The 15,131-nt window shown below is 39.1% G+C and carries 9 protein-coding genes and 1 tRNA gene; 7 read left to right on the top strand and 3 right to left on the bottom strand.

Annotated features, from left to right (window positions below):
* Positions 1-24 precede the first annotated feature (24 nt).
* The 4 genes from AB4Z08_RS33230 to AB4Z08_RS33215 all read left to right on the top strand — a co-directional run bounded on the left by AB4Z08_RS33230 (position 25) and on the right by AB4Z08_RS33215 (position 6,932).
* Entirely contained in the window at positions 25-768 is a 744-nt protein-coding gene (locus AB4Z08_RS33230) for a hypothetical protein (RefSeq protein WP_441578101.1), read from the top strand.
* Positions 769-1,842: 1,074 nt separating this feature from the next.
* Positions 1,843-2,271, top strand: coding sequence for an EthD family reductase (locus AB4Z08_RS33225; protein ID WP_441578100.1), 429 nt, complete (start codon positions 1,843-1,845; stop codon positions 2,269-2,271).
* 730 nt (positions 2,272-3,001) lie between these two features.
* On the top strand, positions 3,002-5,149 hold the full coding sequence (locus tag AB4Z08_RS33220; RefSeq protein WP_441578099.1) for an ATP-dependent nuclease: 2,148 nt from the start codon (positions 3,002-3,004) through the stop codon (positions 5,147-5,149).
* On the top strand, positions 5,133-6,932 hold the full coding sequence (locus tag AB4Z08_RS33215; protein ID WP_441578098.1) for a UvrD-helicase domain-containing protein: 1,800 nt from the start codon (positions 5,133-5,135) through the stop codon (positions 6,930-6,932). The genes AB4Z08_RS33220 and AB4Z08_RS33215 overlap by 17 nt, the downstream gene beginning before the upstream one ends.
* A 103-nt stretch (positions 6,933-7,035) precedes the next feature.
* Here AB4Z08_RS33215 and AB4Z08_RS33210 read toward each other — a convergent pair whose 3' ends face one another.
* Positions 7,036-7,164: a hypothetical protein gene (locus AB4Z08_RS33210; protein ID WP_441578097.1), complete on the bottom strand. Its 129-nt coding sequence runs from the start codon at positions 7,162-7,164 to the stop codon at positions 7,036-7,038.
* Positions 7,165-7,543: 379 nt separating this feature from the next.
* Between AB4Z08_RS33210 and AB4Z08_RS33205 the strand changes: the two genes are divergently transcribed.
* The 3 genes from AB4Z08_RS33205 to AB4Z08_RS33195 all read left to right on the top strand — a co-directional run bounded on the left by AB4Z08_RS33205 (position 7,544) and on the right by AB4Z08_RS33195 (position 11,904).
* Positions 7,544-8,386, top strand: a complete 843-nt coding sequence (locus AB4Z08_RS33205; protein ID WP_441578096.1) for a hypothetical protein — start codon at positions 7,544-7,546, stop codon at positions 8,384-8,386.
* Positions 8,387-9,397: 1,011 nt separating this feature from the next.
* The gene (darT, locus tag AB4Z08_RS33200) at positions 9,398-10,753 is read left to right on the top strand and encodes a type II toxin-antitoxin system toxin DNA ADP-ribosyl transferase DarT (protein WP_441578095.1); all 1,356 of its coding nucleotides are present in this window, start codon (positions 9,398-9,400) and stop codon (positions 10,751-10,753) included.
* Positions 10,750-11,904, top strand: coding sequence for a macro domain-containing protein (locus AB4Z08_RS33195; protein WP_441578094.1), 1,155 nt, complete (start codon positions 10,750-10,752; stop codon positions 11,902-11,904). Before darT ends, AB4Z08_RS33195 begins: the two co-directional genes overlap by 4 nt.
* Before the next feature lie 319 nt (positions 11,905-12,223).
* Here AB4Z08_RS33195 and AB4Z08_RS33190 read toward each other — a convergent pair.
* Both AB4Z08_RS33190 and AB4Z08_RS33185 read right to left on the bottom strand, forming a co-directional pair.
* Positions 12,224-12,296, bottom strand: a tRNA-Lys gene (locus AB4Z08_RS33190).
* 161 nt (positions 12,297-12,457) lie between these two features.
* The gene (locus AB4Z08_RS33185) at positions 12,458-14,908 is read right to left on the bottom strand and encodes a glutaminase domain-containing protein (RefSeq protein ID WP_441578093.1); all 2,451 of its coding nucleotides are present in this window, start codon (positions 14,906-14,908) and stop codon (positions 12,458-12,460) included.
* Positions 14,909-15,131 lie beyond the last annotated feature (223 nt).

Genomic DNA, 15,131 nt, shown 5'->3' with positions numbered 1-15,131 from the left:
TTATAGTAATCAAAATAATCTCCCATGGCAAAACAAATGTCTGTCATTCCCTTTACGGGAAAACTCGGTCCTCTCATTGGGTATAAGCGCAATGGCAACTACTTCCTGCGCTCCATGCCGGAAAGCGTGCAGCAAACGGCTGCTACCCGTCGCGCATCCCGGCGCTTTGGCATCGCCAGCAGGAAAGGCGCTTTTATCCGGCATGCTTTCTATAGCCACCTGGATATTCATTGCGATGGTGGCCACATCAATCGGCTCAACAGGCTACTCATTGCTGCCGGCGATCATCACGCCGCCATCACAGGCTTCCGATTCAATCAGCATACCGGAGTAGATCGCTTCTTCCCGGTGGCCCCCCGGCTTTTCCCTAACGGGATATTAAATATTCCCGCACAAACCATCGCCGGGTATAAAGGGTTGGCTGCCCTGGAAGTAAAAGTGATCGCAACCCGTATTGATTTTAGATCCCGCCAGGTGGTGGGTAGCGAAACGGTTACGCTCATGATAGCGCCGGATACCACTTTCCAGGAAACAAATGTTTCGCTGGAGGTACCCGGGAAGGGCTCACTGGTAGTAGTTTTCCAGGTAAGAGCGATGTATAAGGATGGTCCATCCGGCAACAGACAATACATGGCCGCCGATATTATTGCGGTGGCAGCGCCACAGGTCCCCAAACATGCTCATAAACGCACTTACCCCAAGCGGACAAGATTGCTTTCTAACCTTACCTATACACACGCATATCCAGCTATCATTCAACTGGAATAAAGCCATCTTGCCCACGGAGATATTTTGATAAATAATCCCTTTATACCTGCTTCCTTTCAATAGTAAATCTCTTTCCGCAGCTACAGTCTGGTACTGAAGTAGCGCTGCTATGGCCAGTGCTGACCTCCATGCATTTGCTGATGTAATTTCATCCCGGTTATACATCCGGAACTCATCCCCGCATCAAGTCCACCTCTCCTGCACTGCTTCTATAGGTGCTTAGCGGGTGCTAAGTATAGCCTAGACGGTATCTACATAAAAGGTAATGCTGACTATAATGATAGAGGTTCTTAATGCCCCATATCTTAAAAACGTATTTAGCGACAACGAAGATAAAATTACTTATAAAATATTCGCGGTGAAGGCTTTCGGGTAGCTGGCAGACTTAGATCAGTAGCATGCTTTCTTTATAGATTGACTAAACTTTATGCTTAAAATTTATGGACATCTCCCAACTTTTCAACTTGATCCGAGAAAGGTTACACTAAATTTAAGTATTGCTAGTGTAACCATTTATGTTACCATTCACCTTCGTTTTGAATGATAAACCTTTATAGCCCCAAAACAGAAAAGCCGCGTAAATCGTGCGATTTATGCGGCTTTGATACTGTTTGTATTCTTTGTTGTGATCCCCTTGGGATTTCCGATCTATTTCCTAGTCTTCCCCCGGAATACTTAAACCGCACCTAACAGGCTGGTTATTAAGCATTCTGCAACAGCAATTCGCGTTTCTACTTCTTACCTTTATTCGGGTTGACCCCAACTTTAATAGACTAAGAAATAGACTAGTTATGCTGTTAGCTCTTAAATTAGTGTGCAAAAGTAGCAAGATTCGGCGCGATGGTACAAGCCTTATTTTCATCCAGTATTGTTATAACTCCGACAAAATAAGTTACTCAGCACTGAAATTGCGATCCCTCTGCTTACTGGAAAAGATCCCGGATCGCCGCAAACCTACCAAAGGACTATGGGAATTATCCGTTTGTTTTAAATTACAAAAAAATATCGATTTTACAGTTACTAATGAAAAGCAAACGACAATTTCGATAAATTGTAACATACAATCAATTAACCATGAAGTCCATTCTAATTTTATCGTTTTTGTTTTTAGCCACTTGTTTTATTACATTTGGTCAGAAAAAACAATCTGGAAAATCCCAAAAACACGACATGACTGTTACTGAAAAAGGCTTAATTAAGATATCTGTCATGTACCCTTATGCCGAGGGTAAAACTTTCAATATGGAATATTATGAAACTAAGCACATGCCCATGGTGGCAGGTATTTTAGGGTCAAATTTGGTTAAATATACTATTGAAAAAGGCCTTGCGAGTGGTGTTCCTAACCAAACTTTACCTTTCATAGCCATTGGTACATACTATGTAAAAAGCTTAAGTGAATATCAAGCGGCCATCGCTCCAAATAGAGATGCGATTCGCGCGGATTTTGTAAACTACACCAATGCTATTCCTGTCATTTTTGTGAGTGAAGTCGTAAAATAAAGCGAGCTTTTATCAAAATTTAACAAGGGGTTTTAGCGCGAAAAAAAACGTAGATTCATGCAGATAGTTCGTTCTTTACAAAGCTACATCAACTGAAAGCCCTTCCCGGTTTTTATAGCATAAATTATAGAGTAAAACAAAAAACCTGCGCTACATATGCGCAGGTTTGCCAAACTCCTGTGATCCCGGTGGGGAATTACAAATAATAATCTCATCAGAACTTAAATTTTAAATGTTGCAAATTAGTAACGATAAGTCAACCCAAATAAAACTAAGTAACCACGAAAAGCAATTCCGCACTTTGATAGACTACGAAATAGACTAAAACAACAAAGCCCGCGACTAGCGCAGGCTTTGAAACTCTCCAGTGATCCCCTTGGGAGTAGCACGTATCTTCGTAATGCCTTGTAATTTCTGTGTTTGACAGTGGTGAGCGTTTATTGCTAACCGTAATGCTAACCTGATTGCGTGTAACCGTTATAGTCAGGCGTAGTGACAGGCAAATATAGGTAACATAACTTAAATAATATTCCGCTTATGGAAGCCGAATGGGTCTAACTCCCCTAACACAACACAAATAATTTCCTTCGCTATAAAAAAGCAATATCCAAACCCCTTAACACGCATATATATAAATACAATATATTACAAAATCATGAAAACTGGGAAAATATTTCTACATTAGAGTATGTGAATGGTTGCAACTACCCCTAATCTATATTCTTCCGTTATGTATATTTCGAGAGTCACTCTGGTTAACTACCGGAATTTCAAGAATGCTGTTTTTAAATTTAATAAAGGAATCAATACAATCATCGGCGAAAATGGTTCTGGAAAGACAAATGTCTTTAAAGCAATTCGACTACTTCTAGATGATGACATGATAAAATTTGCACATAAGCTTCAGGAAAAGGACTTTAACCGAGGCATTCCAAACTGGCGAGGACAATGGATCATCATTAGTATTGAATTTTCGGAAATTACGGCAGATGAATCTGTCCAGGCATTATTTGCACATCAAACTGGAGATATTACAGGAAATATAGTTGAGCGGGCCACATACAATCTTTTCTTTAGGCCCTCTGCTAAGATAAGATCACAACTTTCTGAATTAGAACCTGGGGACAAGGAGGGCTTAGAAGCCTTAATAAACGCCATCACGATCGACGACTATGAAACAATTTTCACGGGAAAAAGTACTGCTGATTTTTCTGATCCTGAAACTGTGAAAGAATTAGTAGGCGATTTCGAATCCGTCAATTTCAATGTAGACTTCGATGCTTCTAAATTTGGAGTGAGAGTTTCACATCAACTATCAGTATCAAAAAATGTTAATTTCACATTCATTAAAGCACTGCGTGATGTTGTTAGCGATTTTCATAACAATAGAGTAAACCCATTGCTTACACTTCTTAAAAGTAAAGGCGAAGAATCCGATCCGGCAGACTTTGCGCAAATCTCCACGGCTATAGCAGACCTTAATAATAATATTGAGAGTCTTGATAGTGTAAAAGAAATTACTCACAACATCAAGACAACTATAAAAGAGGCTGTCGGTGAAACTTATTCACCGTCACGGCTATCCATTAAATCTAATTTACCCACGGCTCCAGAACGCCTACTTCAGTCACTAGGCCTATATATTGGGGAGGCAGATGAAGATTATGAAGGTGAAATTCATGAATTAAGCTTGGGGGGCGCAAATCTCATATTCCTGACATTAAAGCTCTTGGAATTTAAAGCCAAAAAGAAGGATGAACGTATTGCTCATTTCCTTTTAATTGAAGAACCGGAAGCTCACCTACATACTCATATTCAAAAAACACTTTTCGATCATATAGCATTTGAGGATACCCAGATTATCTATTCCACTCATTCTACTTTTATTTCTGAAGCTTCGAATATCAGTAACGTAAACATCCTCGGAAGAGTAAAAAACTATGCGGAGGTCTTTCATCCAGACACAGGATTGACAAAAGAGAAGAAAACAAAGCTTCAACGTTACCTTGATGCAATAAGAACTAACCTATTGTTTGCAAAAGGAGTCATTTTGGTTGAAGGAGATGGCGAGGCAATCTTATATCCTACTCTTGTTCAAAAAATATTTGGTCTCAGTTTGGATGAGTTAGGAATTAGCGTAATAAATATCGGTAGTACAGGATTTGAAAATGTTGCGCAGATATTTCACCAAACTCGAATACGCCGACAATGTGCCATTGTCACTGATCTTGATACAGCATACCGCTCTTACGCAGAAGATGAAAGTGATGATACTGACGAAAAGGCCAGGAAGAAGCACTTGGCAGATGCAGAAAATGCAGGAAAAAGCCGCCAAGATGAACTTGAGATCCTTTGTAATGGGAACCGTTATCTTAAGGGGTTTTATGCTAATACAACTTTCGAAATTGAACTTCTTGAAGCTGGAAACAGCGCCGAATTTTGCTTAATTGCTAGTGAAGTATACAGTGAGAGGTACCAAGAGCGAATTATAGCAGAACTTAATTCTGACGAGCGTGCGACTTTTGGCGAACGAGTACTATTACTTGCCCAAAAAATGAAAAAGGGATGGTTTGCCTTAAATTTCTCGGAAAAAGTAACTTGGAAAACTTTTATTCCAACCTACATGTTGGATGCCCTTATTTTTGCGAAGGGGAAATTTTCCAGGCAAACAATTTCAAGCATTGTTCTGCATCGCACCCAAATGGCTTGGCGTGAAAAGATTATACTTGAAAATGATATTCTCGAATACCCTTTAAGACAATTTATTTCAGGAAGTATTACCCTTACCGAATTACGCCAATATGTCAGGGTATTATTGGAAGATGGCCAATTGGAATATTTTTTACGCAAATGTGAGGAAGATGAGGCTGTGGAATAAAGACGCTCTAAATAGAGAACAGGAAGATGCAATATTTTGTACAGGAAACGTATTATTAGTAGCTTGTCCAGGATCCGGGAAAACGCGTACTTTAACTTATAAAATTGCTTACGAACTAGAAAGGCTAAGCTCTCCGTCAAGAAAGATAGTTGCTATCACATATACCAATACGGCTGCCGAAGAGATAAAAGAGCGTATTGAGTTTATGGGTGTTGACACCTCTAGGCTTTGGATTGGTACAATACATTCATTCTGTCTTGATTGGATTATTAGGCCTTATCACCATTTATTGAAAGACTTTAAATTTGGATTCAAGATTGGTAGCCCTTACGATTATGAAGATTTACTGTCCGAAATTTGCAGAGGCTATAGAAATCCTAATATCAGAGCAAATCAGTGTGGCTATTACTACACTTCTACGGGCATGGTTATTTCTGACCATACTGTTAATAAGCGCGCAAGTATCGAGCAAATTCTAAGAATCTACCATGCCCGCTTAATTGAAGATCGGACGATGGATTTCGAGATGATTCTTTATCATAGCCACCAAATCATCGAATCTTTCCCTGTGGTTGCCAAAATACTAACGCGCATTTTTGCTTATATACTTGTTGATGAATATCAGGACACCAAAGAAATCCAGTATTCTATTCTAACGAAAATACTATCCGCGGAACCTGGTCAAACTTTTGCGTTCATCGTAGGAGATCCCAATCAATCTATCTATCAAAGTATGGGCGGGTACGCTATGACTGTAGAAGAACTCGCCACAAAATCGAAAACAAATTTTACCCAAAAATTCCTAACTGGTAACTACCGTTCATCTGCCGAAATTATTAGGTATTTTGATTACTACAAAACCGTTGATAATGTAATTGAACCACGTGGTCTGAATCATAGTTATGAAAGCAAAATCACCTATAATAACGTCATTGACTTACAAGACCTGGTGACAGAAATAGCAAGGCTAATTATTGAGAATGTGAATGTGCTTAACATATCACCAGAACAAATATGTGTGATCGGGCCACGATGGATTCCCCTTGCATCATTAACCCGTGCTTTAATGATCCGGATGCCTGAATTTAATTTTAACGGACCCGGAATGGCTCCTTTTGCCCGTGACCATGATAACTTCTTCTTCAAATTATGCCGAATAGCACTCACCGAGCCCTCCCCTGACATGTACAGACGACGCATGTTATGGGCCGGAGAGATTATTGCTGAATTAACAAATATGGGGTTTGATTGCAATAACCTTACGGCAAATATGCTACTTAAAGCTGTAAATCAAATTGCAATAGAGGAAAACGAGGGGATAGAATATTTACGTCTTTTCTTCAGTCAATTCCTACGTCATTTTGCAATCGACAAAACATTATCGCCCCAACTTACAGACCAATATGACGCTTTTTTTCGGGCATCAGAACGCCGTATCCAAACTCTCATCGATCAAGAAGAAGAATATATTGTAAGTATAGAAAGCTTTCGGAGAGTCTTTAGGCAAAAGGATGGCATAACTGTTTCAACCATTCACGGAATTAAAGGCACAGAATTCGATACAGTAATTGCATTTGCCTTATTAGAAGATTACGTTCCACATTTTTCGGACCGAAATCGTGATGAATCCGCGAAAAGAACCTTGTATGTTGCTTGCTCAAGGGCAAAGCGAAACTTACATCTTATATCTGAACGTGGGCGCTCAAGACCTGATTGGCAGGGAGGCCATTACGAACCTACTGATGTATTAGAAAATCATAACTTTAATTATGGAACATTTTAATATTTGCTTTCATAATTTACATTCAATACCCTAAAGCGGAAATGGCGCAAGAAAAATCAAGCGCCATTGTCATGCAGTCCTAAACGATAAAAAAAATTCTATACTACTTTTCCTGATCCCCGAAAATGGAGGTAGATAAGCCACTGGTAACTTCCTCAGCAATCTCACGTATCTTTTCTTTTTCTGCCCTGCTCAGTGCCTGTACAAGCTTACCGTCACCCCTCCTATCCATCCCCCACATCTTTCTGTAGAATGTAGGGGTGCTATAGTTACATTCCTCACAAACACGCTCTCTAAAGAGTACCGGCAGTTTGGAAAATGTAGTATGCTAATCGAGTAAAAATGTTACTGGTTGGGTTTTAATGCTCACAAATGACGTTTGAAAAGGTTAGTGTTATTCAATTTTACATTGCTGATCAGTTCTTTTATGTCTAATGAATGAAGCGTAAGGAAAAAAGCCCCGAAATAGCTGCCGGTAATCGCAGCCACAGCATATACGTGCATAACGTAGCATATTATAATATATTTATTAATACAAAAAATTAAATCAGAAAACTATAAATTTGATATATCGAACCACCCCATTCATATTTACCACCAAAATTCGGGAAATGACATTTTTAAACTCTGAAAGGCTTTCAGAAAGAAAAAAAGGGAAGAAAATAGTCAACAAAATAAAAGAAGAAAATGACAAAACCCTCATTATACATTATAGCTGTGAATCATTTTTCAATTTACAAGGCAGGACCCCTAGGATAGTAACGATCTGTGTAAAAAACAGAGGCAATAACACTACTAAAACATTCTCGATTCAAATAGAAGCTCAAATTTTGAACAAACCTCTCGGTACACTAACTGATTCCGACTTTGATGTTCTCGAGAAAAGTATGCTCAACGGATTTTATAGCTATCTCAAAAAGCATAAAACTCATTACTGGGTGCATTGGAATATGAGAAATTCCAGTTTTGGATTCGAAGCAATATCAAATAGATATAAAATTTTAGGTGGAAGTCCATCATATTTAGATGATCGATTCATATTTGACCTTCCTATTTTACTCGGCTATATATACACATACAAGTTCGCCAAACATAAACCTAATGGACAGCTACTAAAACTTGCAGCGATAAATTCAATTACAGACAGAGATGCTTTACCTGGTAAAGAAGAAGCTATTGCTTTTGAGAAGGGAGATTACTTAGCTCTTCATATGTCCACAACAAGAAAGGTTGAAATCATAGATAGAATACTAACCTTAGCTGATCGTGGCTCGCTCAAAATTGACGTATCAATTTTTAAAGTCTGCGGCCTTACGCCGTCAGGGATAATCGAAATTGTCAGAAGCAATTGGATTCTATTTTTGCTTTGGAGTATTTTAGTCGCAATTATCGCAGCTTCATTTGAGCCAGTTATACAATACTTTGTAGGAACAAGTAATTATGGCCAAAATTAGACCTCAAATGCCTTAGTATGGTAGATGATAGATAGAAAATTTTGTCACTCTAAAATCAATAGAATTTAAATTTTACGGATTACGAAAGATTAACGCCTTCAGATGAGATTACTTGAGCAATGTAGTACTTACACAGTGATAAAATATAAAGTATAATTTCAAATTACCCTGTAATTTCTGACAAACGCGTACTAGATGCCCATTTGGCGAATTTTATTGAAATTATGGATCAATGTAAGGCCTCAGATGTTGCATTTTTCTTTAAGCAATGGGCGGAACAAATAAGAAAAAAAATGGTCGCCTGTTAAATGGTAGAACCTATGACGAAATGCCACAATACAGAATTATTGATTTATAAATATAGGGCTGGGTACTCTATATCCTCTTTCCGTTTGGATTTGCATGAATTAAAACAATTACATTTACAAGTGGCAAAATAATTACAATACGAGTATTAACACAAACGACAATTCAAAAGCTGATTGATTATTAACAATCACATTTCGTAGCCAACCCTATATCTAACCAGATATTACTCTTGCAACTCTAAAATTAGCTGTTCGATTTGATTTAAATACAACCAGCCCGCAAGAAAATGTTGTAGCTATTAAAGAAATAACTTCCTGGCCCACAGCCAAACCAGGGTGAAAAAATACTTTTCGTAACAAAAGAAAGGGGGAGTCTCTCTTATCAGACCTCTGTCAGAACTGATAGTATAAAGAAAATATACATATACATGTGTATATTTGTATATAAAATATTTGCACCCAGTTAACAAAATGATCATTTGCTAAAAAACATGAATTCAGGATTTGCAATCAAATCTATCTTGTCCTTTCCAATGACTCGTCCATTTTAATGAAATGCTGAAAGTTATGAATTCTGGCCAAAGGAGAGCTTGAATTAAATCATGCACATGTATATAATTATCCCCATATAACCTTCCATTAAACCCGGAAAAAACATTAAATTTGGTATATTATTTTAATACTAATTTTATCAATTAATAATATGCCCCAAATACCACAAGAACACCTACATAGATATTTTTACCATTTTACACATATTGACAATCTTAGCTCTATAATCAGTAATGGTTTACTTTCCACGAATCTAAAAAAGGAAGCCGGATTAAACCATGTGAATGTAGCATCGTATAGCATACAAGAACGTAGAAGTTCGATGGCCGTAACCTGTGGCCCCAAAGGCACTGTGCATGACTATGTTCCTTTCTACTTTTGCTCTGTAAATCCCATGTTTCTTTCTCTTGTAAATTCTAAAAATGTTGACCAAAACGATATTATCATTTTAGCAGTTCCAATTGAAAAATTATTGGCCGATAATGTGGTTTTTACTGATGCCTCCGCCAATACATCTGAACCACCAACTTTTTATTCAAATCCACAAGATTTGGCCAGTTTAAATTGGCCAGAAATAGATTCACAAAAATGGGGATGTGCCAATGAGATAAAAAGGCATCAAAAGATGGCAGAAGTATTGGTCCACCAAGCGGTCCCATTGGATTTTTTTAAATCTATAATAGTCTACAATGAAAAAACTAAGAAGAAAGTAATTGATATTTTCGACCAAAGCGGTAAGAGTTCTCCCAAAATTGAATATTCGCCGATTGGAAGACACAACTTTTTTTTCACGAAATTTATGGTTCACGGGCAGGAAAATAGCCTACTAGTTACAGGACCTCGTGTATTGAGGGAAAAATATGAAAATATAGTTAAAACTCTAATTGATAACCGGGAGAAAAGGGAAAAAAAAGACTATCTATTCGCAGATATCGCTGATTGCTTGGCAAAATTAAAAGCTGATTTTTGTGCAATAAAAGAACTAAAAGGGATTTATAAATTAGAGACTGAAAATGATGTTCATTCTGAAAATGTTAGTGATCATACTCTCAATGTAGTAGAACAATTAAAGAAAACAGAATACTATAACAAATGTAGCGATTCAGATAAAAACATACTTGAAATTTCTGCATATTTGCATGATATTGGAAAAGGGCCGGCGGAGAAATGGGCTAAAGGGAAGCAACCAGCATATCCCGATCATCCCGCTGATGCAGCACCAATGGTTGCTCGTATTCTTAATGAGGATTTTAAAAACCTATCGAATTACGAAATTAGGATGATTTGCATGTTGGTAATTTATCATGATTTAATAGGCGAGATTTTTGGTAAAAATAGAGACCCAGTGCAACTACAGAACATCATCAACGATGAAAAGGACTTTGACATGCTATCAACTCTAAATATGGCTGACATAGCTGCAATTAATTGGATGTGGCATGCAAAATATAAAGCGGAAATTGATGCTTTTAAGCAGGATACTTTAGAAAAAAAGGGACTACGATGATAGAATTTGTTACAGGTGATTTTTTTGATTATGATGCGGACATCCGCATTAATACAGTAAACTGTGTGGGTGTGATGGGTGCTGGCGTTGCTCTTCAATTCAAAAAAAAGTTCCCAAAAATGTTTGAGGAATATCTTCGAGAATGCAATCTCGGAAGAGTTGAAATTGGAAGGCCCCATGTATGGATTGATCAAGGTTTATTTAACACTTCACCGATTATAATCAATTTTCCCACGAAACGACATTGGAAAAAACCTTCAGAATACGAATATGTGGAAAAAGGCTTAGCCTGGCTTAGGAATTTCTTGGTACAATATGATTGTAAAACAGTTACTCTTCCTGCTCTTGGATGTGGCCATGGTGGTTTAGATTGGGAGAGAGTAAAATCAATGATCCAAGAATACCTTGATGATCTTGATAATAAAATATTAGTCTTTGAACCAGCAAGTTCCACAAACATATCTATATCTCAGGATGATATTAAAGAACTTGATTCCTTAGGAATCTGTAAAATCACTCCCGATGATAGCAGCTTTCCATCAAAATTGAATGGTAAAGCTGCTGTTGAAGTGTTTGTAAAAGGGAATAAGGAATTATTAAATTATTCTTTGTTTTCAATAATAATCGATCCTAAAGCATCAGAAAGAGAGAAAAAAGCTATACTAAGCAGTATTGATACCGTCCCAGTAAACAATGATTATACATTTTTAATGGCCTATAATAGCAGCTTTGAAATAGACCTAATAAAAACTATGATTGAAAAAAAATTCAAGGTAGTTTTACTGCTCCCATATGGAATCATCAATTTAAAATTAAGAAAAGATTTAATGGACATCTGGGATGATAAAAAAGCTGCTGTAGTTTCCATTAGCAAACCACATCAGTCATGGAGTGGCATAGAAAGTATTAAGGCTTTAAAATTTCGCCTAAAAATCTCAACTACCGTATTGATTACAAATCTTACTCTTGAATTTCTATCCAAAATAGAAAAAGAGTTTAGTGAATCCTCTACTTCCTTCTTTTATTTAAATTATTGGAATGAAAAGCCAGATTTTTTTAACAGAATACATGCTAACCCAATTGGTAGAGACAAAGTAACCAATAAACCTAATATGTCAATCTTCAATAAGATTCCGACAAAATTAACATAGATCTATTTTTATCTATAATCATTTAATTATTTAACTATTCCCAATTAAAATCTAAGCATTTCAAGACATTCCTATCTTGAACAGATTGCTCACTATAGAAATTAGGTAGCCTGTATAAAGTGCGTGAAAAAATGAGATTAAACAATCCGAACTAGAAACTAATACTGTGATCTTAAAATTTAAATGTTGTAAATTAGTATAGACAAGTCAACCCAAATAAAACTAAGTAACCACAAAAAGCAATTCCGCACTTTGATAGACTACGAAATAGACTAAAACAACAAAGCCCGCGACCAGAGCGAGCTTTGTAATCTTCCAGTGATCCCCTTGGGACTCGAACCCAAGACCCATACATTAAAAGTGTATTGCTCTACCAACTGAGCTAGGGAATCATTCATACCCGTTTGTTTAACGGAGTGCAAAGATAATAATTTCTAAATTACTTCCAAATTTTATTCACTTCATTTTTAATTATTTATCTCAGCTACATTTCTGATATATATAAAACGCTATAAAAAAAGCCCTTCCCGGCAACGCGGGAAGGGCTAAAATATCACGGATTGAACTTCGCATCCAGCATCTTCATAAAATACCCTCCTACTACGCTACGTGCCTGAAAGCCTACCATTTTACCATCAGTGGTTTCGTGCCAGTCGCTGAGTGGTACACGTGTAGCCGTGCCCGTAGCATAGGTGTATAGTGGTGCAATGAATGCATTGAAATCAGCGGCGTTGTCTGTTAGCACGGCGGTCCACATAATCCAGTCGGACTTGGTGTAAGTCTTGCGGCTATCCAGCGGCAGACCGTATTTATGTTGCTGCGTGAGATAGAAATTTATTTCTTTCTTGTATACGTCTGTTGGAAAGAGATGAAAGTTCAGCACTTTGTCCCACACTAGGTTGTACTTCTGGCTCCAGGTGTTTTTGCTTTCGAAAGCAAGACTGAAATGATCGCCATCATCTGCGAGTTTGATCCAGTTAGCCGCCATTTCTTTGGCGCTGTTTTCATATTTATCTGCTACAGCTGTTTGGCCGCACATACGCGCCAGCATGGCGTATGCGCGAATACCGGCGATGGCTTTGAGCGAGAGGTTGGTATTACGTGCCAGGTGACCTGCAAAGTCATCAGTGCATAACTGGTTAGCGGGATCGAAGCCTTCTTTCAGCAGGTATTCGGCCCAGGTAGTTAAGGTAGCCCAGTGTTTTTTGGCGTAGTCGGCATTCCCTTCTGCGCGGGCGATGGCGCCTGCCAGCACCAGCATGTTACCGGATTCTTCTACAGGCATCCCTTCGCCATATGCCTGACCGTTAGCCAGCGGATAGGTACCCAGATCGTGTGCGGCATAAGGCTTGGTGTATTTACCACTTTCAGAAAAATAGAAGATGCCATTCATCATGCCTTTCAGCAAATCCGGATTGTAAAGTAGGAATAACGGAGCAGATGGATAAGTAACATCTACGGTATTGATGCATCCGTTACTGAAATTTTCTTTGGAAAGAAACAGGATATCTCCCTGTGGACTCTTTACCAGCTTATGTGCGGAGATGGCTTGTCGGTAAGCCAGTTCGCAGAGTTTGGCGTAAGATGCTCCACCGGTGCTCACCGCATCTTTATGTAGTTGCGCGTTGAATTTAGTACACTTGTCCAGGATGCTGGCGTAGTCCGTGTAAGCCGTGTTCAATTGTTTATCGATGGTTTGGGTAGCATCATTTTTCCACCAGGCTTTGAGGTTGGTATGGAAATACTGCAGAGCAAACAGGTCGTCATAGCCGAGCAGGAACAGTTGCTCTTTGGCAATGCTGTTGACGGCGCCCAGGTTCACAACGGTACTTAACATGAGTTCCTTATCCTGTTTGGTGCCGGGAGTAGTACCGTTGGCAAAGGCCTGCATGGCATCGCTGGCGGCACTGATGTATTGTATGGGATGTGCGGCGGTGGGTGCAGCCACATACATGTAGCCCCAGTCGATACGCAGGTCATCTCCTTTTTTCTTTAGTATGGGCTGTTCTTTGGTGCCTGCTTTTAAAACAGATAACTTGCCGGAAGTATATTTTGTAGCGGTAACCGGCTGTGAGGACACGTTTACACCCAGGTTGGAGGAGGCCCCGAAGTATACAGCTACCTGGTGGCTTGCGTTGTCATTGGCGGCTACCTGATAGGAAATATAAGATACGGGCCTCGACAGCAGCATCAGGTCATCCATCAGCAATGGAGAGGTGAAGGTTAGCGTGAGATCGACTTTACCACAGTTGAAGTTATAGCTGGTTTGCGTGGCGTTGATGTTCACGGCAGTCTGCACCCCTTTCTCTATACCTTTCTCCCCGGGAGCGGCCGCTAAACGCGAAATACCGGCATCCAGGAAAGCGCCACCGGCGGTGTTCAGGATATGAATAGCCAATACATTGCCTTTGCTCTTTAATTTACTTTTTGCAGCATCTGGAATAGGGAGATAAATATATTTATTCAGCCAGCCTTCGTAATTGTAAATCTCTTCTCCGTTGAGGTATACTTTAATATTATCATCATGAGATATCTTTAAAAATAACGCAGCAGATGCTAAGTCACCTGCATCGAATGTTCTCCTGGTCCAGAGGTCATGACTGTGCCAGGGAGTGCCGCCCATGCCGGAGTTATCGCCGAACGGCGCTTTGCCTGTCTTCCAGGCTTTGTCGTCATAGGCAGCCTGCATCCACTCGCCTGCCGGCGTCGTTTCAGTGTATTTTACTTCGTATGCCTTTTCATCACTCGTGGGCACTACCGCCTGATAACTTTGCACGTTTTGTCCGAGTACCCGATAGGTAACACCATCTACTTTTACCAGGCCGGTGAGGGATTGGGAAGCACCCGTCCAATGGGTGGTGGAGCTGCCGTTCAACTCATCTGTAGTTGACCAGATACTAAAATAAGGATCATGCGTGATCAGTGGATAGGCCGGCGCCTGCTGTTGTGCTGCCACACTGCTGCCCAGGCCGAGCAATGCTAAAAATGCAAGTGTTCTCACCATAACGTGATTTAAAACAATTAAGCGTAGAAAATACAATTACTGAATCTATTACATTTCTGCTATGAATCATCACCGCTCATAAAAAGGAATAGCATTCGTTACATATCTCTTACAAACGCCAATAGTACTAGCCGGGGCAAAAAAAAAGTCAGGGAAATAAAAAAGCGTAGACCCTGCGAACGCCTTGGAGGCCCTGAGAAGCCTTGTCAGTACGTTATTCAGA

The sequence above is a fragment of the Chitinophaga sp. RAB17 genome (assembly GCF_052114225.1).
Classification (GTDB): domain Bacteria; phylum Bacteroidota; class Bacteroidia; order Chitinophagales; family Chitinophagaceae; genus Chitinophaga.
This window is presented reverse-complemented; position numbering and strand designations above follow the sequence as displayed.